The 24,725-nt window shown below is 69.5% G+C and carries 27 protein-coding genes; 16 read left to right on the forward strand and 11 right to left on the reverse strand.

Annotated features, from left to right (window positions below; all coding sequences use genetic code 11):
- Positions 1-5: 5 nt before the first annotated feature.
- On the reverse strand, positions 6-1,652 hold the full coding sequence (locus OVA30_RS05635; protein WP_268174862.1) for a formylmethanofuran dehydrogenase subunit A: 1,647 nt from the start codon (positions 1,650-1,652) through the stop codon (positions 6-8).
- Positions 1,646-2,734: a formyltransferase/hydrolase complex subunit B gene (fhcB, locus tag OVA30_RS05640; protein WP_268174863.1), complete on the reverse strand. Its 1,089-nt coding sequence runs from the start codon at positions 2,732-2,734 to the stop codon at positions 1,646-1,648. Before fhcB ends, OVA30_RS05635 begins: the two co-directional genes overlap by 7 nt.
- Positions 2,735-3,162: 428 nt before the next feature.
- Between fhcB and OVA30_RS05645 the strand changes: the two genes are divergently transcribed.
- The 7 genes from OVA30_RS05645 (at position 3,163) to fae (ending at position 10,127) form a co-directional block, all read left to right on the forward strand.
- Positions 3,163-4,161, forward strand: a complete 999-nt coding sequence (locus OVA30_RS05645) for a beta-ribofuranosylaminobenzene 5'-phosphate synthase family protein (protein WP_321162229.1) — start codon at positions 3,163-3,165, stop codon at positions 4,159-4,161.
- A gap of 110 nt (positions 4,162-4,271) precedes the next feature.
- Positions 4,272-5,165, forward strand: coding sequence for an NAD(P)-dependent methylenetetrahydromethanopterin dehydrogenase (gene mtdB, locus OVA30_RS05650; protein WP_003597578.1), 894 nt, complete (start codon positions 4,272-4,274; stop codon positions 5,163-5,165).
- Positions 5,166-5,275: 110 nt separating this feature from the next.
- Positions 5,276-6,400, forward strand: coding sequence for an ATP-grasp domain-containing protein (locus OVA30_RS05655; RefSeq protein ID WP_268174864.1), 1,125 nt, complete (start codon positions 5,276-5,278; stop codon positions 6,398-6,400).
- Positions 6,330-7,301 carry a methenyltetrahydromethanopterin cyclohydrolase gene (gene mch, locus OVA30_RS05660; protein ID WP_003597572.1) on the forward strand — a complete coding sequence of 324 codons (972 nt, stop codon included), beginning with the start codon at positions 6,330-6,332 and terminating at the stop codon, positions 7,299-7,301. The genes OVA30_RS05655 and mch overlap by 71 nt, the downstream gene beginning before the upstream one ends.
- 275 nt (positions 7,302-7,576) lie before the next feature.
- Positions 7,577-8,491 (forward strand): ATP-grasp domain-containing protein, encoded by a 915-nt coding sequence (locus tag OVA30_RS05665; protein WP_268174865.1) that lies wholly within the window; start codon positions 7,577-7,579, stop codon positions 8,489-8,491.
- Positions 8,488-9,357 (forward strand): triphosphoribosyl-dephospho-CoA synthase, encoded by an 870-nt coding sequence (locus OVA30_RS05670; RefSeq protein WP_268174867.1) that lies wholly within the window; start codon positions 8,488-8,490, stop codon positions 9,355-9,357. The genes OVA30_RS05665 and OVA30_RS05670 overlap by 4 nt, the downstream gene beginning before the upstream one ends.
- Before the next feature lie 257 nt (positions 9,358-9,614).
- Positions 9,615-10,127 (forward strand): 5,6,7,8-tetrahydromethanopterin hydro-lyase, encoded by a 513-nt coding sequence (gene fae / locus OVA30_RS05675; RefSeq protein ID WP_003604760.1) that lies wholly within the window; start codon positions 9,615-9,617, stop codon positions 10,125-10,127.
- Positions 10,128-10,266: 139 nt separating this feature from the next.
- On the opposite strand, the gene OVA30_RS05680 is transcribed toward fae, so the two are convergent.
- The gene (locus OVA30_RS05680) at positions 10,267-10,962 is read right to left on the reverse strand and encodes a HisA/HisF-related TIM barrel protein (protein ID WP_268174868.1); all 696 of its coding nucleotides are present in this window, start codon (positions 10,960-10,962) and stop codon (positions 10,267-10,269) included.
- Between the two features lie 3 nt (positions 10,963-10,965).
- Between OVA30_RS05680 and OVA30_RS05685 the strand changes: the two genes are divergently transcribed.
- Both OVA30_RS05685 and OVA30_RS05690 read left to right on the forward strand, forming a co-directional pair.
- Positions 10,966-12,000 carry a hydantoinase/oxoprolinase family protein gene (locus OVA30_RS05685; RefSeq protein ID WP_268174870.1) on the forward strand — a complete coding sequence of 345 codons (1,035 nt, stop codon included), beginning with the start codon at positions 10,966-10,968 and terminating at the stop codon, positions 11,998-12,000.
- A 52-nt stretch (positions 12,001-12,052) separates the two neighbouring features.
- Complete coding sequence (locus OVA30_RS05690) at positions 12,053-12,253, forward strand: hypothetical protein (RefSeq protein ID WP_003604767.1); 201 nt, start codon at positions 12,053-12,055, stop codon at positions 12,251-12,253.
- A gap of 2 nt (positions 12,254-12,255) precedes the next feature.
- Here the strand turns inward: OVA30_RS05690 and OVA30_RS05695 are convergent, their stop codons facing one another.
- From OVA30_RS05695 to OVA30_RS05730, 8 genes are all read right to left on the reverse strand, one after another.
- Positions 12,256-13,257, reverse strand: coding sequence for a beta-propeller fold lactonase family protein (locus tag OVA30_RS05695; RefSeq protein ID WP_442786090.1), 1,002 nt, complete (start codon positions 13,255-13,257; stop codon positions 12,256-12,258).
- 265 nt (positions 13,258-13,522) lie between these two features.
- Entirely contained in the window at positions 13,523-14,053 is a 531-nt protein-coding gene (locus OVA30_RS05700; RefSeq protein ID WP_015822376.1) for an SRPBCC family protein, read from the reverse strand.
- 66 nt (positions 14,054-14,119) lie between these two features.
- The gene (locus tag OVA30_RS05705; protein ID WP_268174872.1) at positions 14,120-14,653 is read right to left on the reverse strand and encodes an SRPBCC family protein; all 534 of its coding nucleotides are present in this window, start codon (positions 14,651-14,653) and stop codon (positions 14,120-14,122) included.
- A gap of 41 nt (positions 14,654-14,694) precedes the next feature.
- Positions 14,695-15,291 carry a DUF447 domain-containing protein gene (locus OVA30_RS05710; protein ID WP_268174873.1) on the reverse strand — a complete coding sequence of 199 codons (597 nt, stop codon included), beginning with the start codon at positions 15,289-15,291 and terminating at the stop codon, positions 14,695-14,697.
- A gap of 57 nt (positions 15,292-15,348) precedes the next feature.
- Positions 15,349-16,923 carry a DUF6513 domain-containing protein gene (locus OVA30_RS05715; RefSeq protein ID WP_268174874.1) on the reverse strand — a complete coding sequence of 525 codons (1,575 nt, stop codon included), beginning with the start codon at positions 16,921-16,923 and terminating at the stop codon, positions 15,349-15,351.
- Positions 16,920-17,534, reverse strand: coding sequence for an amino acid kinase family protein (locus OVA30_RS05720; RefSeq protein ID WP_268177459.1), 615 nt, complete (start codon positions 17,532-17,534; stop codon positions 16,920-16,922). Before OVA30_RS05720 ends, OVA30_RS05715 begins: the two co-directional genes overlap by 4 nt.
- Positions 17,535-17,539: 5 nt before the next feature.
- Positions 17,540-18,250, reverse strand: a complete 711-nt coding sequence (locus OVA30_RS05725; protein ID WP_268174876.1) for a (5-formylfuran-3-yl)methyl phosphate synthase — start codon at positions 18,248-18,250, stop codon at positions 17,540-17,542.
- Positions 18,251-18,295: 45 nt separating this feature from the next.
- Positions 18,296-18,829, reverse strand: coding sequence for a DUF3280 domain-containing protein (locus OVA30_RS05730; RefSeq protein ID WP_268174877.1), 534 nt, complete (start codon positions 18,827-18,829; stop codon positions 18,296-18,298).
- A gap of 232 nt (positions 18,830-19,061) precedes the next feature.
- Here OVA30_RS05730 and OVA30_RS05735 point away from each other — a divergent pair, with 232 nt between their 5' ends.
- From OVA30_RS05735 to OVA30_RS05765, 7 genes are all read left to right on the forward strand, one after another.
- On the forward strand, positions 19,062-20,330 hold the full coding sequence (locus tag OVA30_RS05735) for an ABC transporter substrate-binding protein (RefSeq protein WP_003601812.1): 1,269 nt from the start codon (positions 19,062-19,064) through the stop codon (positions 20,328-20,330).
- 166 nt (positions 20,331-20,496) lie between these two features.
- Positions 20,497-21,483 (forward strand): YVTN family beta-propeller repeat protein, encoded by a 987-nt coding sequence (locus OVA30_RS05740; RefSeq protein WP_268174878.1) that lies wholly within the window; start codon positions 20,497-20,499, stop codon positions 21,481-21,483.
- Between the two features lie 91 nt (positions 21,484-21,574).
- On the forward strand, positions 21,575-22,009 hold the full coding sequence (locus tag OVA30_RS05745) for a hypothetical protein (RefSeq protein ID WP_012253400.1): 435 nt from the start codon (positions 21,575-21,577) through the stop codon (positions 22,007-22,009).
- Between the two features lie 12 nt (positions 22,010-22,021).
- Positions 22,022-22,300: a hypothetical protein gene (locus OVA30_RS05750; protein ID WP_238507087.1), complete on the forward strand. Its 279-nt coding sequence runs from the start codon at positions 22,022-22,024 to the stop codon at positions 22,298-22,300.
- The gene (locus tag OVA30_RS05755; RefSeq protein WP_015822387.1) at positions 22,297-23,046 is read left to right on the forward strand and encodes an ABC transporter ATP-binding protein; all 750 of its coding nucleotides are present in this window, start codon (positions 22,297-22,299) and stop codon (positions 23,044-23,046) included. Before OVA30_RS05750 ends, OVA30_RS05755 begins: the two co-directional genes overlap by 4 nt.
- Positions 23,043-23,936, forward strand: coding sequence for an ABC transporter permease (locus OVA30_RS05760; protein WP_238507088.1), 894 nt, complete (start codon positions 23,043-23,045; stop codon positions 23,934-23,936). Before OVA30_RS05755 ends, OVA30_RS05760 begins: the two co-directional genes overlap by 4 nt.
- 10 nt (positions 23,937-23,946) lie before the next feature.
- Entirely contained in the window at positions 23,947-24,576 is a 630-nt protein-coding gene (locus tag OVA30_RS05765) for a hypothetical protein (protein ID WP_238507089.1), read from the forward strand.
- Positions 24,577-24,725: the final 149 nt, after the last annotated feature.

A 24,725-nucleotide genomic window follows, 5' to 3' on the forward strand; every position in this document is an offset into this window, starting at 1 on the left:
CGACATCACGCCCGGCACGCCACGTCTTCGAACGTCCCGGTATTCTCCGGGAAGGCGGCGTCCGGCACCGCGAAGGTGTCGAGCCCGGCGCCGAAGCGATCCTGCAGGTAGCTCTCGGCGCGCTTTTCCATGCCCGCATCGGCCTCGACGTCGAGGCTGAGCGTCTTGCCGGAGAACCAAGCGACGACCTCGCCATCCTCGACGATCGGCTGCCCGTCCTTCAGCACCAGCTTGGCGCGGGAGAACATCGCCGTGCGATCCCGTTCGTCGCGGTAGATCGCGACGTCGGCCTTGGCGCCCTCGCGCAGGTGGCCGCGATCGGTCAGGCCGAGGAGCTTGGCCGGACCCGAGCGGGTGAGCTGCGCGATTTCGCTGAAGCTGTACTCGCGCTCGATCTTCGGCAGGCCGGAGCGTTCGCCGACGATCGCCGGCAGCGTCGCGATTTCCTTGGCGCGCTCCTCGGCATCCATCAGCAGGTGGATGATGCGCGGGTATTCGGTGAAGACGCCGCCGTTCGGGTGGTCGGTCGTCAGGATGGTGCGCTCGGGGTTCGAGGAGAGCAGCATCAGCTCCAGGCCGATCGCCCATTGCAGCGACGAGACCGGTCCGCGCGGCCGGTAGAGGAACGGCACCACACCGCCGCCCTCGGCATCGCCCGCCGAGATCACCCACTTCTTCGGCTTGGCGCCCTTACGGCCGCCGAACTGGCGCAGGATGTCGAGCGAGATCGTCACCGTCTGGCCGAACACCACCTGGCCCACGTCGTAGGTCGCGTTGGGGTGCGCCTCCATCGCCGCGTTGATCCGCTCGGCCGCCGAGCGGAAGCCGCCGGTCATCGGGTTCTCGGGGTCGACCACGCCGTAGGCGTAGAACTGGGCGTGCGCGAAGTGGATGCGCCGGCCTTCGGCCGCCTCCAAAGTCGCGACGAGCGAGTCGTCGGCGCCGGGCAGGCCGAGATTGTTGCAGTGGACGTGCAGCGGGTGCGGCACGCCGATCTCTTCCACCGCGTCGAGCAGGGCCGACATGATCTTGCGCGTCGAGAGCCCGTAGCAGGGAATCTCGTCGTCGAGGCTGAGCTTCAAGACGCCGTCCTTGAAGGCCGAGGCGCCGCCCGCATTGATGCACTTGACGCCGAGGCCCCGCGAATGGGCCAGCGTCTGCTGCACGAGATCGCGCACAGCCTGCTTGCCCTCGCCGTCGCGCAGGAGTTGAAGCAGGTGGTCGTCGTTGCCGAGCACCGCGAGACCGCCGCGGTCGAGCAGTGGGATGTCGGCGAGTTCGAGATGGGTCGCGAGCGCGTTCGAGGGCGGCAGCGCCGGCTCGACCGCGGTGGTGTAGCCCATCCGCGCGTAATTGGCGCCGATCCAGCTTCCCGAGCCGCCGGCATGGGCGAAGGGATGGCCGTTGGGCGCGGATTCGCTGACGTAGAGGTCGGGCAGCAGCAGGCGGCTCATCACCACGTTGCCGCCGGCGATGTGCGAGTGGACCTCGACGCCGCCGGCCATCACCACGCAGCCCGTGGCGTCGATGGTTTGATCGGGGGCGCGCTCGCTCGGGGCGACGACGCGGCCATCCTCGATCCAGACGTCGCCGACGGCGTCGCGCCCGGCTGTGGGATCGACCACCCGTCCACCGTGGATACGGGTCAGCATGAGACACCCTTCTCGATGAGGCGGTCGCGGATGCGGGTGAGCACGCCGGCCGCAGTCTCCGTTTCAGCCGGCGTCTTCGCGGGATCGCTGGCCTCGGCATAGGCGATGACGCCGCGCCGGTCGTTCCAGAGTGCGCCGCCGACGCTCTGGCCGGGGACGCCCACGGTGATGACGACCTCCGCCGTCTCGCCCGCGGCCTCCTGAGAGCCCTCGCCGACGATGGCGATCGTCGGCAGGCTGCCGAGCCAAGCGGGGCGCGGGGCGGGGAGCGAGGCGAGCCAAAGGGCGGCGTCGGCCTCGCCCGCGGCGATCTGTCGGGCGCTGTCGAAGCGCCAGGAATCGTGCTCCGGCTGATGCCGACCGAAACCGACCCGCGGCGCCTGTCCCGTGGTCCAGGCGGAGAGCTGCACTGCCGCGCGACCCTGGAACGGGTCGGCCAGCGTCAGCGCGAAGAAGCGGGTGGATTCGTTGAGGTCGCGGATCAGCCCCTGGAGCATTTCCGCGCCGAGTTCGCCGACCTCTTCCGGGTCGTAGACGACGACGCCGTACTGGGCCGCGAACAGGCGCTTGGCGAGGTCGGCAAAGGCGGCCTCACCGGCGAGATGGCCCTTGGCGAAGGCGCGCAGGTGCCCGAGCGAGATGGTGAGGCCACCGGCATCCGCCGCGTAGGCGACATGGCGGATCGCGCCGTTCTGCGGACCGCCCAGCGAGAGTAGGGCACGCTCTGCGCCTGCCGCGCGTCCGCGGCTCGGGGCCGCGGCGGCGATCTCGGCGATCAGCTCACCGTCCCAGGGACGGTTGCCGACGATCAGGATCACGTCCGCCCGGCCGATCGTTTCGGCCCGTGTCGTGCTCATCGCACCACCGGCGCTGAGCGCGCCGAGTTCGGCGTAGACGCTGGGGCCGGAGACGGGATCGAGCGAGGCGCCGAGGGTCTCGGCCAGCCGGTAGGCGGCGCGCAGCGCCGAAACCTCGGCGCTCAGGCCTGCCAGCACCGGCACGCGTGAGGCGGCGAGCAGGTCGGCCGCGGCCTCGACCGCAGCGTCTACATCCGCTGCGCCTCCCTTCACCCAGGCTGCCATGCTTCCTCACCGTCGCTTCTTCGGGCATCCCCGCATCGAGGCGGGGCGAAAGACGGTCACGTCCGAAGGGCGCGGGCGCCCCTGGTGGAGCCTCGATGCCTCGAAATCCGGAATGCGGGTTCGGGGGCAGTGGCTCGGACCGGCTCCGCGAAGGGAGCCGGGTGGTTTTGCATTCCTGTGCCGGAGGCCGCAAGCCCCCGCCGAAGTTTGACGTCAGGATTTCGTTCGTCGCCCGCTCTCCCCGATCGTCCCGCTTTCGCACGAAAACGGTTCCGCGCGGCGACAACCGCATCGGCATTGGCCAGGATGCCGATGCTGTTGTCGCGAGCGAGGTTGTCGCGGGCGCCGCAGCATGTGAGAAGCCGCCCGCATCGTTGGGCGCGTCCGCGCCGGCTGGGCCGGCAATGTCGGTGGAAGGGAATGAGACCGTGGCCGAGGTCCCGGACCAGACGGCGGAGATCGTGAGCACGACGACATCCCGGCCGGCCGGGGCCGGCGTGCGGGTTCGCGCGCCCGCGCGCCTGCATTTCGGCTTCCTCGATCTCAACGGCGGCCTCGGGCGCCGCTTCGGCAGCATCGGCCTCGCCCTCGACGCGCCGGCCGTCCAACTCGTCGCGCGCCCGGCCAAACGCGTCTCCGCCAGCGGGCCGGAGGCCGAGCGTGTGCGCGCCAACCTGCTCGCGGCCGCCGCCTATCTCGATGTGCCGGAAGCCGTGGCGGTGGAGATCGAGGAATCGATTCCCGCTCATGCCGGCTTCGGCTCGGGCACGCAGCTCGCGCTGGCGGTCGCCGCCGCGCTGGCGCGCCTCAACGGACGTCCCTTCGCGCCGGCGGACTTCGCCGACGTGCTCGACCGCGGCAATCGCTCCGGCGTCGGGCTCGCCGCCTTCACCGAGGGTGGGCTGATCGTGGACGGTGGGCGCGACGGCTCCGGCGCGCCGCCGCCCGTCATCGCCCGGTTGCCCTATCCGGAGGATTGGCGGGTCGTGCTGATCCTCGATGAGGCCATGACCGGTGTGCATGGCTCTCGCGAGACCGAAGCGTTCCGCGATCTGCCGCCCTTCGATGCGGGGCAGGCCGCCGAGATCTGCCGGATCGTGCTGATGCAGGTGCTGCCCGCCGCTGCGACCGCCGAGCCGAACGGGTTCGGCGCTGGCATCACCGCGATCCAGAAGCGGATCGGCGACCATTTCGCCCCGCACCAGGGCGGGCGCTTCGCCAGCCCCGCGGTGGCCGACGCTCTCGCCGCGATCGCACAGGCTGGTGTGCCCGGCTACGGCCAGAGCTCCTGGGGGCCGACCGGCTTCGCGCTCGTGCCCTCGCAGAAGGAGGCGGAGGCGCTGGTGGCGGGGCTGGCGCGGCCCGGCCGCCTGCGCTTCGTCATCGCCCGCGGACGCAATGTCGGCGCCTCGGTTGCGGAAGTTTAGAGCTTTTTCTTTTTCCCGGTTCAAAGAAACCTGCGCTTGACCGGCGACATTCGTTCCGGTTTTGCACCTGAAGCGCCTGGCAAAGGCGCGGTCACGAGAGGACGAAGACCATGGCCCGCTCGATCCTGCACATGCTGACGCCGCTCAAGCACATGAGCCCGTTCGACGTGAACATGGCGATCGATGCCGGCTTCGAGACGCTGATCCCCTATACCGGTGTCGATCTCACCGATGTCGTCTCGCTGACGCAGGATTCGATCTTCTCCCGCGCGCCGCAGGACGGCGTGCGCACCGGCATCTTCATCGGCGGCAAGAACGCCGAGCTGGCGCTCGATATGGTGGACCGGGCGAAGAAGGCCTTCGTGCCGCCCTTCGTCAACCACGTCTTCGCCGACCCGGCCGGCTCCTTCACCACCGGCGCGGCGATGGTCGCCGAGGTGAACCGGGCGCTGAAAGCGCGGTTCTCGACCGACCTCAAGGGCAAGCGCATCGTCATCTTCGGCGGCGCGGGCGTCGTCGCCTATGTCGCGGCGGTGATCGGCGCGCTGGAGGGTGCGCAGACCGTGCTCGTCGGCCATGACGGCGAGGAGCGCGTCTCGAAGATCGCCTTCACCATGAAGTGGCGCTTCGGCATCGATGTCGGCGCAGTGGACGGCACCCTGCCCGAGGCGCGCCGTGCTGCGATCACCGACGCCGACGTGATCCTCTCGGCCGGCCCCGCCGGCGTCTCGATCCTGACGGCGGAGGATCTCGAATCCGCGCCCAAGCTCTTGGTGGCCTCCGATGTCAACGCCGTGCCGCCCGCCGGCATCGCCGGCATCGACGTGAACGCCGTCGATGTTCCGCTGCCCACCGGCAAGGGCGTCGGCATCGGCGCGCTCGCGGTCGGCAACGTCAAGTACCAGACCCAGTGCCGCATGTTCCGCAAGATGCTGGAGGCGCAGGAGCCGCTCTGCCTCGATTTCCGCGACGCCTACAAGCTCGCCGTCGAGATCGCCGGCTGAGCCCGAACCTGAAACCGCTTCCGCATCGGGAGGGCGACGCGATCCTGATCGCCGCCCAGTCCGGCCGGGCGCTGGCGCAGGCCGCGCGGCGGGCGGGCTTTCGCCCGTTCGTGCTCGATCTGTTCGGCGACGAGGACACCCTGGCGCTGGCCGAGAGCCACCGCCCCCTGCCCGGCCGATTCGGTGCGGGTGCCCGCGACCGGGCCGGCGTGCTGGCAGGGCTCGATGCGTTGTCGGATCAAGCCGGTAGCACCCTCGGCGTGGTGCTCGGCAGCGGCTTCGAGGCCGCGCCGGACCTCATCGCAGAGATCGCTGGCCGCCACCGCCTGCTCGGCGCGGGCGCCGAGACGGTCGCCGCCCTCAAGGATCCGTTCGGTTTTGCCGCCCTGTGCGAACGCCTCGCGATCCCGCATCCGGCGGTCAGCGCCGGCCCGGTCGCCGAACGTGCCGCTTGGCTCCTCAAGCGGGCAGGCGGCTGCGGCGGTTCGCATATCCGCGCGAGCGCGGCCGGTACGACCCCGCCGGGCCACTACCTCCAGGCTCGGATGCCCGGCCGCGCCTTCGCCCTGAACTTTCTGTCCGATGGCCGCCGCATCGAACCCCTGGCGCTGACCGAGCAGTGGCAGGCGCCCTCGCCGCTGAGGCCGTTCCGTTATGCCGGCGCGCTCGCCCGCGGCCGCGACGAGGCGGAGCCGGTCCCGACTGCGGTCGCCGCGGAGATCGCCGAGGCGGCGCTTCGGCTCGCTCGCGCCACTGGCCTCACCGGTCTTGCCAGCGCGGATTGCCTCGTGGACGGGGAAAGCTGGTGGCTGCTGGAGATCAATCCACGCCCCGGCGCCACCCTCGACGTGCTCGATCACCGCCCGACGCCGCTGCTGATTCAGCATATCGAGGCGGCGCTCGGCCGGATGCCGTCAATCGAGACCGCCCCGGCGGATGCGACGGGCGCCGAGATCTGTTACGCGGCCCGGACCTGCGCGGCGGTGCCGCCGCTCGACTGGCCGGACCACGTGCATGACCGGCCGCGGGCCGGCAGCCACGTGGCGCGCGACGCACCGTTCTGCACGGTGACGGCCTCCGGGCCGGACGCCGCGGCGGTCAAGCAAGAATTGCGGGCGAGGGCCGAGACGGTCCGCGCGTTGCTGGAGGAAACGGAGAACAATCATGAGTTCCAACACGAGCGCGCCGAGCCTCAACGCCCTGGCCGGGCCGCTGGTCGAGAGCCTTGTCGCTGACGCGGCCAAGCTCCGGCTCATCGTCGCCCAGGAGAACGGCGCGCGCACCGTCGATGCCGGCGCCAACGCCCGCGGCTCGATCGAGGCCGGCCGGCGCATCGCCGAGATCTGCCTCGGCGGCCTCGGCACGGTGACGATCGCGCCGATCGGCCCGGTCGCCTCCTGGCCCTACACCGTCGTCGTCCACTCCGCTGATCCGGTCCTGGCCTGCCTCGGCTCGCAATATGCCGGCTGGAGCCTCGCCGACGAGGAGGGCGATTCCGGCTTCTTCGCCCTCGGCTCGGGTCCCGGCCGTGCAGTGGCCGTGGTGGAGGAGCTCTACAAGGAGCTCGGCTATCGCGACAACGCGACCACGACCGCGCTCGTCCTCGAATCCGGCAGCGCGCCGCCGGCCTCGGTGGTCAACAAGGTCGCCGCCGCCACCGGCCTCGCGCCGGAGAACGTGACCTTCATCTACGCCCCGACCCAGAGCCTGGCCGGTTCGACCCAGGTCGTCGCCCGCGTGCTGGAAGTCGCGCTGCACAAGGCCCACACCGTCGGCTTCGATCTGCACAAGATCCTCGACGGCATCGGCTCGGCCCCGCTCTCGCCGCCGCATCCGGACTTCATCCAGGCGATGGGGCGCACCAACGACGCCATCATCTATGGCGGCCGGGTGCAGCTCTTCGTCGATGCCGACGACGCGGATGCCAAGCAGCTCGCCGAGCAGATCCCCTCCACCACCTCGGCCGATCACGGTGCGCCCTTCGCCGAGATCTTTTCGCGGGTGAACGGCGACTTCTACAAGATCGACGGCGCGCTGTTCTCGCCGGCCGAGGCCATCGTCACCTCGGTCAAGACCGGCAAGTCGTTCCGCGGCGGCCGGCTGGAGCCGCAGCTCGTGGACGCCTCGTTCGTCTGAGGCAACGATCGAGACCCTCCCCCCAGCGGGAGAGGGTCGTCGAAAGCCAATTTGACCGGACTGCTTCGGCAAGCTTCTCGTTCCTCATGCTGAGGTGCTGCGTCAGCAGCCTCGAAGCACGCCGCGACGCTTCTCCAGGCCAACCGATGCTACGAGAGCGACCGTTCCGGCGTGCTTCGAGGCCGAGCTTTCGCTCGGCACCTCAGCATGACGACCGTCATGAACACCCGACCCGGTCGGTCAAACAGGCTCTGAAAAAAACGGAAAAAGAGCGAATGCGCATCGGGCTCGCGGCCGACAACGGCAATTGGCACAAGGCGCGGCTGCGGGAGGCCTTGCGCGGCTTCGGCGTCGAGCCGGTGCTGTTCTCGCTCGCCGACGTTGCCGTGGTCACCGGCGGCGGTGAGCCGCTGCAGGTGCCCGGCTTCGAGGATGGGCTGCCGGACGGCGTCCTGCTGCGCACCATCGCGGGCGGCACGTTCGAAGCCACCACCATGCGGCTCGGGGTGCTCCATGCGTTGGTCGCCTCCGGCGTTACCGTCTGGAACGGGCCGTCGGCGATCGAGCGCTCGGTGGACAAGGCGGCGACCTCGCTGCTGATCGCCCGTGCCGGCTTGCCGACGCCCGACACCTTCGTCGTCTCGAAACGCGAGGCGGCGGCCGAGATCGTCGCCCGCGAGGCGCGCCCGGGAAAACCGATCGTGCTCAAGCCCCTGTTCGGCTCGCAGGGCGAGGGGCTGATGCTCCTCGAAAACCCCGACGATTTGCCGGCGCAGGAGGCGGTGAGCGGCGTCTACTACCTTCAGCGCTACGTCGCCCGTTCCGACGGGCTGTGGCGCGACTACCGGGTCTTCGTCTGCGAGGGCCGGGCGATCGCCGGGATGATCCGCGAGGGCGACGGCTGGATCACCAACGTCCACCGTGGCGGCCGGCCCTTCGCCTGGGACGTGCCGGCCCGCGCCGCCGAACTCGCTGAGGCCGCCGCCGCCGCTGTCGGCGTCGATTATACCGGCATCGACCTCGTCGAGGATGGCGAGGGCGGCTTTCTGGTGCTGGAGGTCAACTCCATGCCGGCCTGGTCCGGCCTGCAACAGGTGACGGAGGTCGACATCGCGGGGGCGGTGGCGCGTGGCTTCCTCAACGCGGTGCGCGCCGCCCGCCCGCCGCGGCTGGTCTCGGCGCTCGGATGAGCGGGACGGCGCCCGGCGGCCTGCCTGCGGCGACCGTGGCCGACCTCTACCGGGCCGCCTGCCTCGCCGAACTCGATGCGCTGAAACCCGGCAACGTCCATGGCTACGCCCCCGGCCACCGCATGGTCGTGGCCGATTTCGTCACCAGTGCCGACGTGTCGGCCCCGCCGCTTGCCGCGGCGGGCGCGCGCGTCGGACAGCGGGTGCGCGGCGGGGTCGAGGCGACCTTCGCCGCCGTCGGGCAGAACACCAATCTCGGTATCCTGCTCCTCTGCGCGCCGCTCGCTTATGCCGCCGAGCAGCCCGGCCCGCTGGCCGAGGCTCTGAACGCCGTGCTGGCGGGGTTCGACGCCTCCGATTCCCGCGACGTGTTCGCGGCGATCCGCCGGGCCAATCCCGGCGGCCTCGGCCGGGCCGAGCGCCACGACGTGTCCCAAACCGATGACGAAGCGCTCCCGCCGCTGCGCGCGGCGATGGCGGAGGCCGCCCCGCGCGACCGCATCGCCCGCGCCTACGGGGACGGGTTTCGCGACCTGTTCGCGATCGGCCTGCCGGCGCTGGCGGGCGCGCGGGCGCGTGGGCTCGTCCCGCCCTGGACGACGACGGCGGTTCATCTCGCCTATCTCATGGCCGTGCCGGACAGCCACATCGCCCGCAAGCACGGCCCCGAGCGGGCCGAGGCGGTGCGGGCGCAAGCGCAGGCCTCTCTCGCAGGCCTCGACCTCGCCGCGGCGCCGGTCGAGCCACTGCTTGCCTACGACCGCGCGTTGAAGGAGGCCAGCCTCAACCCTGGCACGAGTGCCGACTTCACCGTCGCGACGCTGTTTCTCGACGCGCTCCTGTCCGCCCGCGGCGAGGGCGCTTGAGCCTTTGCTGAGCCTTGATCGAGCCCTCGCCCGCGAGGGGACGAATCTTGTCGCGTCAAGGCCCCCCGGCCTCCAAAAAATCGCAGATTTCAGGGCTTTGCGCGGGTTGTTCGGCGGAATGGCCCGCTGTAGGGTCCGCCCCGCTATCCGGGCAAACCGGCTCGGCTCTCAGCCGGGCGCCGCAAACAAGGATGGCTTCCAGGCCCCGCCTCCTCTCAGGGCGGGCCTTTTTTCAGGAATCCAGGGAGAGACCCCGAATGGCAAAAATCACCAAGGTTCAGGTCGGCGAGGCCCTCGTCGGCGACGGCAACGAAGTCGCTCACATCGACCTCATCATCGGACCGCGCGGTTCGCCGGCCGAGACGGCCTTCTGCAACGGTCTGGTCAACAACAAGCACGGCTTCACCAGCCTGCTCGCCGTGATCGCGCCGAACCTGCCGTGCAAGCCGAACACGCTGATGTTCAACAAGGTCACCATCAACGACGCCCGTCAGGCCGTCCAGATGTTTGGCCCGGCCCAGCATGGCGTTGCCATGGCCGTGCAGGACGCGGTTGCCGAAGGCATCATCCCGGCTGACGAAGCCGACGACCTGTACGTGCTGGTCGGCGTGTTCATCCACTGGGAAGCGGCCGACGACGCCAAGATCCAGAAGTACAACTACGAGGCCACCAAGCTCTCGATCCAGCGCGCCGTCAACGGCGAGCCGAAGGCTTCGGTCGTCACGGAGCAGCGTAAGTCGGCGACCCACCCCTTCGCCGCCAACGCTTAGATCGGAGGCAGTCCTGGGCAGAGCGAGCCTCCGCCCGCACCGCGGGGTCTGCTCCAGCGACTGGCTTCGATCTTCCTTGGACGTTAGTGGATTGGGACGGCTTCGGCCGTCCCTTTCTTTTTGGGGCCTGCCCTGAACCTCAGCGCAGCCGCCCGTCATGGATCGCCGAGGCGACGAGCGCGCCCGCAGCGCCGGTCCGCGCGAGATGCGCGACATCCTCCGGCCCGCGCACGCCGCCCGCCGCGTAGATCCGCCGGCCCCCGCCCGCGTCGACGGCCCGCGACACCCCGGAAAGATCGGGGCCGGTCCCGGTGCCGACCCGTGCCAGCGTCATCACGATCACATCCTCCGGCCACGTCTCCGCATCGTCGTGCAGGGCGTCCGGTCCGAGCCGTTCCGCGCCCCGGCTGTCGAGGGAGAGCACGGCACGGTCGCCGAGCGTGCGCACGAGATCCGCATCCCGCTGGCTCTCGCTGCCGATCACCGGGCGACCGAGCCCGAACGCGGTGAAACGCGCGACGCCCGGGAAATCGGAGAAGCCGGCATCGACCCACAGCGTCACCCCGGGGCAGGCGCTGGCCACCGCCTCCAGGCTGGCGCGGTCGGGCGCCCGGCCCTCCATGATCGCGTCGAGGTCGGCGACGTAGAGCCGGTCCCCCCCGACGGCCTCGAGAAGGCCGCGGGCTACGTCCGCGGGCCGCGAGCCTCTGGCCAAGGGGGTGTCGATCGGGGCATAGGCGTCACGCTCGCCCGCGCGGGCGCGCACCACCTGCCCATGGCGCAGGTCGATCACCGGGATCAGCCGAAACGGCCGCCCCTCAGAACCGTGAGACATTGCGTGAACCGGACTGGAACCAGGGTCATCGGGTGGGATCTCGGCGGGGTGCATGTCAAGGCGGCGCTCGTCGAGGAGGGCCGCGTGGTCGAGGCGGTGCAGGCGCCGTGCCGGCTCTGGCGCGGCGTTCCCGCCCTCGACGAGACGTTCGCGCAATTGCCGGACTGGGTGCGGGGCGAGGCCGCGCACGCCGTCACCATGACCGGCGAGCTGACCGATTGCTTCGCCGACCGGGCGGATGGGGTGCATCAGCTTTCCGCCTGGGCGGCTGCGACGCTTAAAGGCAGCGTGCGGATCTATGCCGGCCGCGCCGGTTTCGTCTCGGCCGACAACGCCCGCGCGCACGCGGCCGATATCGCCTCGGCCAACTGGCATGCCACCGCGGCCCTGATCGGCCGGCACGTCCCTCATGCGCTGCTGGTCGATATCGGCTCGACCACCGCCGACCTGATCCCGATCGTCGGGGGGCGGCCCGCCGCGCAGGGCTACAGCGACGCCGAGCGGCTGGAGACGGGCGAACTGGTCTATACCGGCGTGGTGCGCACCCCGCTCCTCGCGTTTGCCACCCACGCGCCCTGGCGCGGCCGGCGCACGCGGCTGATGGCGGAGACCTTCGCCAGCACTGCCGACATCTACCGGCTCACCGGCGACCTGCCGGAGGGCGCCGACCAGCAATACAGCGCCGACTTGAAGGGCAAGTCGATCCCCGAGACCGAGATCCGGCTCGCCCGCATGGTGGGCCGCGACCGCGGGGAGGGGAGCGCCGAGGAATGGCGGGCGCTGGCCGCGTGGTTCGCCGAGGCGCAGCTGCGCCCCCTGCACGATGCCGCCGCGATTCTGCTGTCGCGCTCCGATCTGCCGGAGGACGCGCCGCTCGTCGTCTGCGGCGCCGGCCGCTTCCTGGCGGAGCGGTTGGCCGCCCGGCTCGGACGCCGCCCGGTGCCGCTCACCGAGACCATCGCCGGGTGCTTGAACGGTGAGGATGCCCCCTGGGTTTCGACCTGCGGCCCGGCGGTGGCCGTCGGCTTGATCGGGTGAGGAACGGGGCCGTTCCCGCGCGTTGACGGGGACATGTCACAAGGAGAGGCGCATGACCGCAGGAAACAAGCTCGCCCGCATCCTGGCCACCCGCACCGGGGAGGCGATCGAGCTGGCCTTCGTCACCGAGGACGGCCGGACCACGCGGGTGCTGGCGAGCGAGGACCAGATCGACCGCCTCGTGGATGAGCTGGAGGACGTCCTCAACTCGCCCACCGAGACCGGCTCCGGCGACCCGCCCGCGGCTGCCTGACTTTACCTTAGGAAGTCCCCGAAGGCGCGCGGCCCGTCGCCGGTCGCAATCGTGCCGGTGACCGTGAGGCTCGACGGGTCGATCAGGCTCAGGGCGTTGTCGCCCCAATTGGCGACGACGATCGTCTTCCCGTCGCGGGTGGCGGCGATGCCCTCCGGATGATCGCCGACATCGATCGCGGCCAGTTTCTTCAAGCTGGCCGGGTCGAACACCGTCACGGTGTTGGAATACTGGTCGGTCACGAAGCCTTTGCCGGCGGCGAACGCAATGACGTAGGGCCGCTGGCCGGTGGCGACGCGGCCGGTCTCGCGGCCGGCGGCGACGTCGATGGCCGAGACGTCGTTCGACACCACGTTGGCGGTATAGGCGGTGGCACCGTCCGCCGAGAGGGTGAGGCCGAACGGGTGCTGGCCCACGGACACTTGCCGCGTCTCCCGGCGGCTTCCCACGTCGATGATCGAGACCGAGTCGGATTCGCGGTTGGCCACCAGCAGCGTGGCGCCGTCCGGCGTCACCGCGATGCCCGAGGGAGATTTCCCGGTGGCGATCTCGCCCTCCAGCGTCAGGCCGTCCGCATTCGGGCGCAGCACGAAGACGCGCGCACCGTACCAGTCGGCGACGTAGACCTCGCCGGATTTCGGGTTGACGCCGATGCCGAGCGGGCCGCCGGGCAGATCGAGGCTCGCACGCACCCGGCGCGTGTCGAGATCGATCACCGAGACGCCGTGGCCCTCGGGGCGGGTGACGTAGGCCGTCTTCCGGTCGGGCGAGACGGCGATGCCCGCCGGCGCCCCCGGTACGGGGATCGATTGCAGGATTGTCTTGGACGCGAGGTCGATGATCTCGACGGCGTTGCCGAGCTGCGCCGTGACGAGGGCTTCCTGCGCCAGGGCGGGAGCGCCGGATGTTAGAAGGTAGGCAAGGGCTATAAATGCCCCCCCCCTCTGCGGGGGAGGGTGCCTCGCCGATGCGAGGCGGGAGAGGGGAGCGACGCTTCCGGACAATGCGGAGCCAGCCCCTCACCCGACCCCCTTCGGGGGCCACCCTCTCCCGCGAAGGGGAGAGGGAGGAGCCGGCCTGTGAGCCGAAGTGAGCAGCGCATGCCGGCTCCGTATGTTGTCATACCAAATCCGTTTGATCCCTTCGGGATGGCGGATTTGGGCTTCGGTGGGATCCCATCGCGCTGGCGCGATGGGTGCCCTCCTCAGGCGCCGCGCGGGCTTGCTGATACGGTCCCCGCTTTCATCAAGCGGAGACCGTATCAAACCCTTACGAGCCCTTCTCGGCCTTGGCCTTCACGTTCTCCAGCCCCGCCTTGTAGAGGCCGAGCACGGCTTTCTTGGAAGCCTCGTCGTTCAGCTCGGGCGGTGGATCGTTGTTCATGTAGCCGCGGTAGAACGCGCCGCGCCACGTCATCTTGGTCTTGGCGCCGTCACCCTCGAGCTCGATCGTCGAGGAATAATCGTTCACCGGCAGGGTCTTCACGTCGACCTTGGTGATCCGGTACATGAGAAGCTTCTTCTCGGCGTCGTACTTGGCGAGCTCTTCCTCGACCGTGGCGCCGCCCTTCAGGGTCAGCGTGCGGGTCGCCTTGACCTCGTTGCCGCCCTTGCCCTCGGTCTTCTCGACCACCGGAATCCAGCTTCCGTCCTGGAAGTTGCCGACGATCGCCCAGACCTTGTCGGCGGGGGCGTTGATCTCGATCGACTCCGACACCTTCTGCCGCGTGGGACCATGTGCTTGCGCGGAAAAAGTCACCGTGGCGAGCGCCGCCACGGCGGCAAGCGTCCTGAACTTCATACGTTTTTCTCCTCCCGTTGAGGCCGCCGAGCATGGCAGCCTCATCCCTCATTCGAGCGACTTGTGTCAGGAGCCGCTCTTCTCAAGCCGGGCCTTGAGGTTCTCAAGGCTGGCATGAATCCAGGCCCGCACGCGCTTCTCCGAATTCTCGTCGTTGAGTTCGGGCGGCGGGTCGTTGTTCGGATGGCCGCGGTAGAACGCGGCCCGCCACTCGACCCGCGCCTGCGCGCCCTCGGGCTGCACCGAGATCGTGGCCGAGTAATCCTTGGCCGGCAGGTCGGTAACCTCGTTCTCGAGGATGTAATAGCCGAAGCTCCTGCGCTCGGGATCGAGCTTGCGGCTCTCCTCGACGATGACGTGGCCGTTCTTCAGCGTCAGCCGGAAGACCGGCTTGTCCGCGCTGCCCTGCCGTTCGCCGCGCGCCACGTTCTCGATCCAGCCCGCATCGGCTGGGTTGCCGACCACCGCCCAGACCTTGTCGGGCGAGGCGTCGATCGTGACGCTCTCGACGATCTTGCGTCGGGTCGGCGCGTGCTGGGCTTGCGTCCCGACTGTGGTGAGGACGAGCGCCGCCGCAGCGAGCCATGCGATCCGCTTCAAACCGGGTATCTCCTTGAGCATCGGTTCAGTCTGTCGGCGCCTCACAGGGGGCGGCTCGTCCCGTCGAGGACGCGGCCGGTGCGACCCAGGGCCCCCGCGACCTTGTCCTCGATCCAGTCCCAGGCCTCGCGCTCAGTCGGGCCGGCGGTCTTGGAAATGGCTATGGCATGATAGGCCATCTCCGTCAGGACCTTTTCCGGCTCCAGCATGTGGAGCCGCGTGGACAGGATCGCCGCCTCGATCACCGCGGCTTGCGCCCGGTTATAGCCGATGAACGGCACGTGGCTCACCGCGTGCACCATCCGCCCGCGGTAGCGCGGGCGCTGCGGATCGTCCTCGATCGCTGCCACCTCGAACTCGGCATGGCCGAAGCATTCGGCGAGGCGCTTGCCGGGAATGTGATCGCAATCCACCACCGGCCAGTCGCGCCGCCCGGTGACGACGCCCGCGATCACCCGCACGTCGCTCGGGGCCGAGGCCGTGAAGTAGGGACGCTCGGCGAGGTTGTCGATCGTGGGCGAGGGACGGAACGGGGCGAGCACGAAATCCTCGTCCTCGCGGATCAGGCCGAACGGCACGAGATGCAGGGCGCCCGCCGCCGACAGGGTGGTGACGACGGTCTCAAGGATCAGCGGCATCGAGCATCGGTCCGAACGGTGGCCACCGGCTTTCGGAAAAAGCCGATGCAGAAATGACTAATTCCGGTCCTCGTCGGGCACCAGCCGGCCGCAGACGATGCGGCCGCCCTTCGGCTCGCTGAGCGGGTCGCGTTCCGATGCCGTGCCGCTCCCGGTCTCGGTCCGCGGCGGTGCGGCGTCGCGCTCCGGATCGGCCTTGGCCGCGCGCTCGGCGCCGGGCGCCTCGGGGCCGCTATGCTTGGTGTGGGCGGCTTTCGTCGGCCCGGCTGCCTTGAAGGCGGTGGTGTCTTCCTGGGTGCGGTCGGCGGCGCAACCCCAGTCGAGGGGTTCGTCCTGCACGTAGCGCTTGCCGAGGCGGAACGCGGTCTCGGCCTTCGTCAGTTCTCCGCCGAGATAGAAGGCGTGCGCGCCGTCGCTCTCCACGCGCAGTTCGGGGAAGAAGGCCATCGCGTCGATGCCGGTGGTGTGACGATCGCGGTTGTAGACGTGGATGCCGTCCTCGGCGACGGCGATGCGGTAATTGGGATCGCGCACTTCCGCGGCCAGAGCGGCAATTTCATCGGAGGTCTGCACGAAGGGGCGCTTGTCGTGCAGCGCCAGCAACTCGCGGCCATAGCCCTTAGGCAGGGCGGCGTCCTCTCGTGCCGCGTACATCACCCGGCGGGCGGCGTCGTGCTCCTCCACCGTGCGGCGGGTGTGGTTCGAGACCTGCACGATCAGCACGTTGCGAATGGCGAGTTCCGAGCACATGCCGACGAGGAGCGCGGTGACGCCGAGGCTGTCGGCCTCGGTCAGTTCGGTGAGGTTGCCGGTGCCCATCATCATCTCGATGTTCGGCCAGCGCGCGCGGATCTCGCGGTAGCGGACGATCGAGTCGACGAAGCCGAAATGGATCGGCTCCAGGATCGGATCGGCCATGTAGGGCCGGCCCGCCCGCTCCATCCGCTCGATGGCGCGGTCGAGGGAGGGCAGGTCGTCGGGGCGCATCGGCACGAGGATCGGCACCGCGTCGGTCTCGAAGGCGAGATCCAGCGTCTCCTCGTTGAGGCTCAGCAGGAAGTCGGCCCCGGCCCGCGCCCCGCGGGTCAACTCGTCGAGGGAGAAGGAATCGACGCTGACCTTCAGCCCCGCGCCTTTCAGCGCCCGCACACTGTCCTCCAGATGCGGGAACGCCGTGTCGGGCAGCCCGCCGAGATCGATCACGTCGGCCCCGCGCCGGGCGAGGTCGAGACCCTTGGCCAGGATCTGGTCCGGCGTCATCTTCGAGGCATCGACGATCTCGGAGAAGATGCGCAGGTCGTGGCGCGAGAGATCGACCTTGCGCCCGGTCAGACCAAGATAAGCCGGTAAATCAACGATCTCATCCGGCCCCCGCTCCACCGGGAGGCCGAAGTGCTGGGCCAGCGCCTCCGGGTTGGCGCGGCAGCGGCCGGGCAGGACGATCCGGGTCGCGCCCTCGGGCATCTGCACCCGGCGCTTGATGATTTCCTCCGTCATCAGCGCGGCGACCTTCACCCCAGCATCGGCGATGCTCCAGGTGAACCGCTCGGCCGGCAGAGTGGCCGCGACCTTTTCGAGGCGGGCATGGGCCAGCTTGCCGGTGATGAAGACGAGATGTTCGGGCGCGCTCATGCGGCGTGCCTCTGGCTGATATCCTCGGTGCCGCGGATCACGATCGTACCGCCGAAGGCGGCGGCGAAACGTGGGAACGCGGCATCGACGAGGCCGGCTTGTGCAAGGGCTGCGGGATCGGTCTGCGAGGTAAGTTTTGCCGACTTCACAAGGATGCACCGATCGACGCCGAGCATGCCTGCGAGCCATAGGGCGAGGCTGTCGGAGGTGACGTCCCAGTTTTCAGCGATATCGGCATGACCCGCTTTGAGCGCGATTGGATCCCAGATCACGGAGCGGCCCTGAGCGAGGGCGCCGGCAACGGCCTCGAGGCTCCGGGCGATGGTGAGCCGTGGTTCGAGCGCGCAGAACACCTCGGCCATGCGGCCCATGGCGTCGAGGGCGAGACGGTGGGCGAGGGCGTCGTCGAGGCCGAGCGCAGCTTGAGTCGCGCGCACGGCGTCGGCGAAGAGTCCGCCGCCGGGCACGATCGCGACCGGCGGTTCCTCCACGCATTCGGCGAGGATGGCGCAAAGCCGCGCGCGATCCGCGACGAGGCTGCCGCCGATCTTGACGACGGCGCCGTCGATTGTCCCCGTGACGCGGGGAGCAGCGGGGCTGGCGCTTGTCATACGCCTCACGCCGCGTCGGCTCGCGGGCCGGCCCGCATCGCTTCGACCGCCTGCGCGACCCGGGCCCCATCGAGCGACTGCCGCCGGTCGCCGGCGCGGCACAGGCCGCCGCGGAAGCCGAGATAATCGGGGTCGAGCCGCGCGAGCACCGGGATGTCGCCGAGCCCGAGCGAGCCGGCAAGGCCGCTCATCAGGCCGTATGCGCGGCATCCGGCGACGAAGGCGGCCAGCTGCGGCGTGGCCATGAGACTGGTAAGCGTGGTGCCGCTCTTGCCGCGCGTGTCGATCATCGCCCCGACAAAGCCGGCTGCGGCGAGGCGTGCCGGCCCATCCTCGGCCACGTCATCCTCGGCGAAGAGCACGCCGATGACCCGGCCCGGCGCCTGCGCGGCGGCCTCGGCCAGAGCGGCATCGTCGGTGGCGCCGACCGCGATCTTGATAAAATCCACGCCGGTTGCAGCGATGGTCGCGATAGCCGCGGCAATCGCGCGCCCGGTCCCGTCGCCGGCCACCGCGCTGGTGACGGCTTGCCCGCCGACGGCCGCGACGATGGCGCGCACGGTCTCGGGCGACAACGCGCCGAGCGCCCCGCGCTCGGGATCCTTGGCGTCGATCAGGTCCGCCTCGGCCCGGAGCGCGGTCAGCGCCTCGTCGGGCCCACGGACGCTGACGAGCAGGCGGGGACGCGCGGAAGAAATCGATACGATGTCGGACACGGGAAACGTTCTTGCTCAGCCTTGCGCGCCCGCACAAGCCCCGCTTCAGGAACGGCCGGGCAGCGGCTCGGCCAGGAGGCGGTTCTTCACGATCCAGCGCGTGGCGTGGGACCAGTCGTCGTCGGTGTTGGCTCTTATCACGACCTGGCCCCGGCGCACGACCTTGCCGGTCTCGGCTTCGGCGATGGTGACGACGAGGCTGAACAACTGGTTGGCGCCCTTGTCGGCGAAGGCGGTCACGGCGAGTTCCGCGCCCAGCGCCTTGGCGATCGGAGCGACGCAGTCGTTGCACTTGTAGAGCGGGCTCTCCTTGCGGATTTCGTCCGCCTGGGGGCTGAGATCGACGCTCTCGAGGCCGCCCTTCTCGGCAAGTTGCTTGCGCAGCACGTCGGTGACGAGGTCGAGGCGCTTCTGGTCGGCCGGCAGCGGCTTGCGGCCATAGGCCAGCGTCGGATCGTTCGCCTCCGCCGGGAAGATCGCAGCCTTGCGTGCCGCATCCTCCGCCGAGGCCGCACCGTTCAGCGTGGACAGGAGGGTGAGGGCGGGCAAGAGGACGGGCACGAGGGCGCGAAGTCGCATGGGGTGAGAGCCTCGGACGGGCGCGGGGCCGCGCGGACGGGCTTTAACTCGGTTTCCCGGAGGATTTGGCAAGCGTTGGCACGACCGTCCCCGGAGCGTATCGGCATGCCCGGCAACGGCGATGCGGCGCCTGATAAAGCCGGCCCCACGGTCGCCCGACCACACTATCTTATGAAAATCTTATGCTTCTCTCGTTGAGGCCGGTGGCAAGATGTTGCTAGCGTGACGGGCAATGCGTTTGTCCGTTCCGCTCCTCCTCGCCGCCGGTCTCGCGACCGGCCCGGCCGCATTCCTGGCCGCTTCCATCCATGCCCGCGCCCAGGAGCCGAAGGCGGCCACCGGCGAGCCGCCGCCGGGTTCCCCTGCGAACGAGACGCCCGCGCCAGTCCCCGGCTCCGAGACCCACATCGCCGTCCTCTATCGCCCGGTGCCGGCGCCCTCGTCTTACGATGCCGAGGCCGACCCCGAGGATCTCGGCGTGGCCGGCGCGCGCATGGCGGTGAAGGACAACAACACCACCGGCCGCTTCACCAAGCAGACCTTCGCGCTGGACGAAGTCGCCCTCGACGGCGAGCGCGATCCGGTCGAGGCCGCCAAGGCGCTGGCGGACAAGGGCGTACGGTTCTTCGTGCTGGCCCTGCCCGCCGCCGAGGTGCTGGCGGTGGCCGATGCGCTGAAGGAGACGGGCGCGGTCATCCTCAATGCCGGCGCGCCGGACGACCGCCTGCGCGGGGCCGATTGCCGCGCCAACCTGTTCCACGTTCTGCCGAGCCGCGCCATGCAGACGGATGCGCTGGCGCAGTACCTGACGCTGATGCGCTGGCGGAAGATCTTTCTGATCACCGGTCCGACCGAGCGCGACAAGGCCTACGCGGACGCGATGCGGAACTCCGCCCGCAAGTTCGGCCTCAAGATCACCGCGGAGAAGCCCTGGACCTTCGGCCCCCTGGCCAAGGCCCGCGGCGACACGCCGACCCGGGCCGAGGCGATGGTGTTCACCCGCGGGCTCGACTACGACCTGGCGGTGGTCGCCGACGAGGAGGGCGATTGGGGCGATTACGTCCCGTTCCGCACCGTCGATCCGCGCCCCGTGGCCGGCACGCAGGGGCTGATCGCGACCACGTGGCACCCGACTCTCGAGACCTGGGGCGCGGCCCAGGCGCAGAACCGTTTCCGACGGCTCGCGAGCCGTCTGATGCGACCGCTCGATTATCAGGTCTGGGCGGCCGTGCGCACGGTCGGCGAGGCGGCGACGCAGACGCGCAGCACCGATCCGGCCACGCTCGCGGCCCATCTCGTGAAGCCCGAATTTTCGCTGCCCGCCTACAAGGGCGTGTCCCTGACCTACCGGCCCTGGGACCACCAGCTGCGCCAGCCGATCATCGTGGTGCAGCCCAAGGCGATGGTCTCGGTGGCGCCCGAACAGGGCTTCATCCACCAGCGCACGCCGCTCGATACGCTGGGGGCCGACATGCCGGAGACCGCGTGCAAGCTGCCGTGACCGCTTGCGGATGCGATCCGGGCGATGCGGCAATCCACCGCCCGGTGAGGTTCAGCCGATCATCTGTTTCTTGTTTGAGCGACGGGGCCGCGGGGGCCATGTCGCTCCAGCCGATGTGGACGCAGGCGCGCGAGACGACGCGCCGGAAACGACAGGGAGGACGCCGATGGTCGCTCGCTTGAGGGCAGGACTGGGATGCGCGCTGCTCGCGGGCGTGTCGCTCGGGAGCGCAGGAAGCGCGCAAGCCTTTACCGCTTACGTCACCAACGAGAAGGCCAACACCGTCTCGGTCATCGACACCGAGACCCTGGCGGTGACCGGGACCTGGAAGGTCGGGCGGCGCCCGCGCGGCGTGACGCTTTCCAAGGACGACAAGGAGCTGTTCGTCTGCGCCAGCGACGACGACCGCATCGACGTGCTCGACACCGCGACCGGCAAGGTGATCCGCTCCCTGCGCTCGGGGCCCGACCCGGAACAGTTCATCCTCGATCAGAGCGGCAACCCGCTCTACGTCGCCAACGAGGACGACAGCCAAGTCACCATCCTCGACATCGAGAAGAACAAGGTTTTGGCCGAGGTGCCGGTGGGCGTCGAGCCGGAGGGAATGGGCCTGTCGCCGGACGGCAAGATTCTCGTGAACACCTCCGAGACCACCAACATGGCCCACTTCATCGACACCAAGACCTTCGAGGTGATCGACAACGTGCTGGTCGATGCCCGGCCGCGCTTCGCCGAGTTCTCGGCGGACGGCAAGTTCCTCTGGGTGTCGGCAGAGGTCGGCGGCACGGTCTCGGTGATCGACGTGGCCACCCGCAAGGTCATCAAGAAGATCACCTTCAAGATTCCGAGCGTCACCGATGAGCAGATCCAGCCTGTCGGCGTGCGCCTGACCAAGGACGGCACCCGCGCCTTCGTCGCGCTCGGGCCGGCCAACCGCGTCGCGGTGGTCGATGCCAAGACCTACGAGGTGCAGAAGTACCTGCCCGTCGGCCAGCGCGTCTGGCAGCTCGCCTTCACGCCCGACGAGAAGCAGCTCTACACGACCAACGGCACCTCCAACGATGTCTCGGTGATCGACGTCGAGGGGCTGAAGGTGGTGAAAAGCATCCCGGTCGGGCTGCTGCCCTGGGGCGTGGCGATCTCGAAGAAATAAGCTCAGTTCGCCGGCTAAGGCATCGTCCCGAAAGGTGGTTGCCGGCCTTCGGAAAAGGGCGATGCAAGAACAAGAAACCGGAGGAAGCAACATGAAGTGGACGACGCGCCTCGGCCTCGCTGCCGCGGCCCTGATGCTGGCCGCAGCCCCAGCCGGCGCCCTCGACCTCACCAAGAAGCGGCAGAACCTGCCCGACCTCGTGCTCGGCAACGAGGAGGGCAACGACTTCGTGGTGGAGAACAAGGATATCGAGCTGGAGGCCGGCAAGGCCTACCGCCTGCGCATCGTCGCCAAGGGGCGGCAGGAATACAAGTTCTACGCGCCCGAATTCTTCCGCTACATCTGGTTCAACCAGATCGTGATCGAGCACAAGGAGATCCACGGCGGCGGCCCGCCCGATCACCTCGAATTCGACGATCCCGGCGAGATCGCCATCGAATTCGTCGCCATCAAGCCGGGTGCCTACAAGTGGTACGCGCAAGGGCTTGAGGAAAAGGGCATGGCCGGCACGATTACGGTGAAGTGAGGGGGACATCTCATGATGCGCACACGCACCTCCCTCGCCGTACCGAAAGGTTTTCGCGGTGGCGCCCTGCTTGCCCTCGTGGCGCTTGCGACCCCGGCGCTCGCCGACGACAAGGCCGCCTGCGCCGAGGGCATCAGCGCGGTGAAGGCGCAGGCGGAAAAGCTCGCGCCGGAAGCCGTCCCGCAGAAGCTCAAGCGCGCTTTGAAGATCGCCGAGCGCGAACAGGGCGAGGGCGAGTTCGACGAGTGCCTGGAAGCGCTCGACGACGCCAAGCGGGCGCTGCCGAAATGAGCGCGGCTCTCGACGTCGCCGGCGTCAGCCACCGCTTCGGACAGCGCGCCGCGCTGTCCGACGTGTCGATCACCGTCGAGCGCGGGCACTTCATGGCGCTGCTCGGGCCCAACGGCGCGGGCAAGACCACGTTGTTCTCGGTGATTACCCGGCTCTACAACAATCAGGAGGGCCGGGTCTCGATCCTCGGTCATCCGCTCGACCGCGAGCCGTCGCGGGCGCTCGCTGGCCTCGGCGTGGTGTTCCAGGCGCGGACGCTGGATACCGACCTCACCGTCGCGCAGAACCTGCATTACCACGCCAGCCTGCACGGCATCGGCCGGGCGGCGGCGCGTGCGCGCATCGAGACCCTGCTCGCCCGCGTGGGCCTCGCCGAGCGGCGCGACGACAAGATCCGCACCCTCTCCGGCGGCCAGTCGCGGCGCATCGAGATCGCCCGCTCGCTGATCCACGCGCCGCGCCTGCTGCTGCTCGACGAGCCGACCGTTGGGCTCGACCTCGAATCACGCGCCGACATCGTCGCCATCGTCCGCGCCCTGGTGCGGGAGGAGGGGCTCTCGGTGCTGTGGGCGACCCACATCTTCGAGGAGATTTCGCCCGAGGACGACGCCGTGGTCCTGCACAAGGGCCGCATCGTCGCCCGTGGCCGCGCCGGGGAGATCGGTGGGCCCGGCGAGACGCTGGAAGCCGCCTTCCGCCGCCTCGTCGCCGAACCCGACAAGAGAGCCGTGAAGTCCGCCGCATGAGGTCTCCCTCGAACCCCGCCGCCGCAGCCCGTGCCGAGGACGGCGCGAAGACCGTGCCTCATGCGGGCCGGCTCGATGCGGTCGGCTACCTCATCGCGCTCGGCGGCATCGTCCGCCGCGAGCTACTGCGCTTCTTCCATCAGAAGGAGCGCTTCTTCTCGGCGATGGTGCGCCCGCTGGTCTGGCTGTTCATCTTCGCGGCGGGCTTCCGCAACACGCTCGGCACCTCGATCACGCCGCCCTACGAGACCTACGTGCTCTACGAGGCCTATGTGGTGCCGGGGCTCGCGGTGATGATCCAGCTCTTCAACGGCATGCAGTCCTCTCTCTCGATGGTCTACGACCGCGAGGTCGGCTCGATGAAGGTGCTGCTCACCTCACCCTATCCGCGCTGGTCGCTGCTGCTGGCCAAGCTGGTCGCGGGCGTCAGCGTCTCCATCGTCCAGGCCTACGCGTTCCTCGCGATCGCATGGTTCTGGGAGACCGGCATTCCGCCCCTCGGTTACCTCGCCGCCCTGCCGGCCTTCCTGGCCTCGGGGCTGATGCTCGGAGCGATCGGCCTGTTCCTGTCCTCGCTGGTGCGGCAACTTGAGAACTTCGCAAGCGTCATGAATTTCGTGATCTTCCCGATGTTCTTTGCCTCTTCTGCCCTATATCCGCTCTGGCAGGTTCGGGCATCGAGCGAGTGGCTCTACCTCATCTGCCAGGCCAACCCGTTCACCCACGCGGTCGAATTGGTGCGTTTCGCTCTCTACGGGCGCTTCGAGCCGGTCGCCTGCGCCGTCGTGGTCGGCACCGGCCTCCTGTTCTTCACCCTCGCCGCAATCGCCTACGATCCGGGCCGCGGCATCATGGCCCGGCGCGGCGGACCGGCCGGCGAAGCCGCCTGAGAGACCTCCCATGATCCCTCGTTCCGTTCGTGCCCCGCTCTGCCTCGCCCTGATCCTCGCGGCGGGGCCCGTGCTCGCGCAGCCCAAGACCGATCCGGATTGGCCCTGCCCGCAGCGCAAGGTGACGACGCTGGGCTACGGCTCGTTCTGGACCGGGCCGGACCTCGCCGAGGCCGGTGAATGGGGCAGCGACCGCGAGGCGGCCCAGCTCGCCCGCAAGCTCGCCTCCCGCCGCACCGAATTGCGCGAGGTCGACACCCTGCTCGATGAGTTCGCGCAGAAGGCCGATCCGGCCGAGAAGGGCAAGCGCCTGACCCGCGTCTTCGCCGGGGTGTTCGAGATCATCAACGGCGAGCGCAGCACGGTGATGAACGGGATCAGCCGCTACGCCCAGGGCCAGCGCCGTCTCGCCGAACGCATCCGCGACGAGGCGGACAAGGTGAGCGAGTTCAAGGACAGCCCGGAATCCGACTCCACCAAGGTCGCCTCCAAGGAGGTTGCGGACCTGGAAAGCCGGTTCAACTGGGACCGTCGCATCTTCGACGAGCGCAACCAGTCGGTCTCCTACGTCTGCGAGGTCCCGACGATTCTGGAGCAGCGCCTGGGCGAGATCGCCCGCCGCATCCAGGCGCATCTCTGACCCGCTTTCGGTCGGAAGCGACGAAGCCGTTTCCGCCGAACGCCGCGGCACGAGCGTATCGGGCCGGCCGGTCCGGGATTTCGTGCCTGGAGTCGGGCCGCGGCCGTCGAAGCGTTTCGCCTCGAGAACGGCCGCCGGCCGTCTGATGC

This window comes from Methylorubrum sp. SL192 (assembly GCF_026672325.1).
In the GTDB taxonomy this organism is placed as follows: domain Bacteria; phylum Pseudomonadota; class Alphaproteobacteria; order Rhizobiales; family Beijerinckiaceae; genus Methylobacterium; species Methylobacterium extorquens.

Bases quoted from the DNA above. Each gene is read 5' to 3' on its own strand.
- OVA30_RS05635 (WP_268174862.1), bottom strand. From the start codon at position 1,652: ATGCTGACCCGTATCCACGGTGGACGGGTGGTCGATCCCACAGCCGGG.
- fhcB (WP_268174863.1), bottom strand. From the start codon at position 2,734: ATGGCAGCCTGGGTGAAGGGAGGCGCAGCGGATGTAGACGCTGCGGTC.
- mtdB (WP_003597578.1), top strand. From the start codon at position 4,272: ATGGCCCGCTCGATCCTGCACATGCTGACGCCGCTCAAGCACATGAGC.
- mch (WP_003597572.1), top strand. From the start codon at position 6,330: ATGAGTTCCAACACGAGCGCGCCGAGCCTCAACGCCCTGGCCGGGCCG.
- OVA30_RS05665 (WP_268174865.1), top strand. From the start codon at position 7,577: ATGCGCATCGGGCTCGCGGCCGACAACGGCAATTGGCACAAGGCGCGG.
- OVA30_RS05670 (WP_268174867.1), top strand. From the start codon at position 8,488: ATGAGCGGGACGGCGCCCGGCGGCCTGCCTGCGGCGACCGTGGCCGAC.
- fae (WP_003604760.1), top strand. From the start codon at position 9,615: ATGGCAAAAATCACCAAGGTTCAGGTCGGCGAGGCCCTCGTCGGCGAC.
- OVA30_RS05680 (WP_268174868.1), bottom strand. From the start codon at position 10,962: ATGTCTCACGGTTCTGAGGGGCGGCCGTTTCGGCTGATCCCGGTGATC.
- OVA30_RS05690 (WP_003604767.1), top strand. From the start codon at position 12,053: ATGACCGCAGGAAACAAGCTCGCCCGCATCCTGGCCACCCGCACCGGG.
- OVA30_RS05700 (WP_015822376.1), bottom strand. From the start codon at position 14,053: ATGAAGTTCAGGACGCTTGCCGCCGTGGCGGCGCTCGCCACGGTGACT.
- OVA30_RS05710 (WP_268174873.1), bottom strand. From the start codon at position 15,291: ATGCCGCTGATCCTTGAGACCGTCGTCACCACCCTGTCGGCGGCGGGC.
- OVA30_RS05715 (WP_268174874.1), bottom strand. From the start codon at position 16,923: ATGAGCGCGCCCGAACATCTCGTCTTCATCACCGGCAAGCTGGCCCAT.
- OVA30_RS05720 (WP_268177459.1), bottom strand. From the start codon at position 17,534: ATGACAAGCGCCAGCCCCGCTGCTCCCCGCGTCACGGGGACAATCGAC.
- OVA30_RS05730 (WP_268174877.1), bottom strand. From the start codon at position 18,829: ATGCGACTTCGCGCCCTCGTGCCCGTCCTCTTGCCCGCCCTCACCCTC.
- OVA30_RS05735 (WP_003601812.1), top strand. From the start codon at position 19,062: ATGCGTTTGTCCGTTCCGCTCCTCCTCGCCGCCGGTCTCGCGACCGGC.
- OVA30_RS05740 (WP_268174878.1), top strand. From the start codon at position 20,497: ATGGTCGCTCGCTTGAGGGCAGGACTGGGATGCGCGCTGCTCGCGGGC.
- OVA30_RS05745 (WP_012253400.1), top strand. From the start codon at position 21,575: ATGAAGTGGACGACGCGCCTCGGCCTCGCTGCCGCGGCCCTGATGCTG.
- OVA30_RS05750 (WP_238507087.1), top strand. From the start codon at position 22,022: ATGATGCGCACACGCACCTCCCTCGCCGTACCGAAAGGTTTTCGCGGT.
- OVA30_RS05755 (WP_015822387.1), top strand. From the start codon at position 22,297: ATGAGCGCGGCTCTCGACGTCGCCGGCGTCAGCCACCGCTTCGGACAG.
- OVA30_RS05760 (WP_238507088.1), top strand. From the start codon at position 23,043: ATGAGGTCTCCCTCGAACCCCGCCGCCGCAGCCCGTGCCGAGGACGGC.
- OVA30_RS05765 (WP_238507089.1), top strand. From the start codon at position 23,947: ATGATCCCTCGTTCCGTTCGTGCCCCGCTCTGCCTCGCCCTGATCCTC.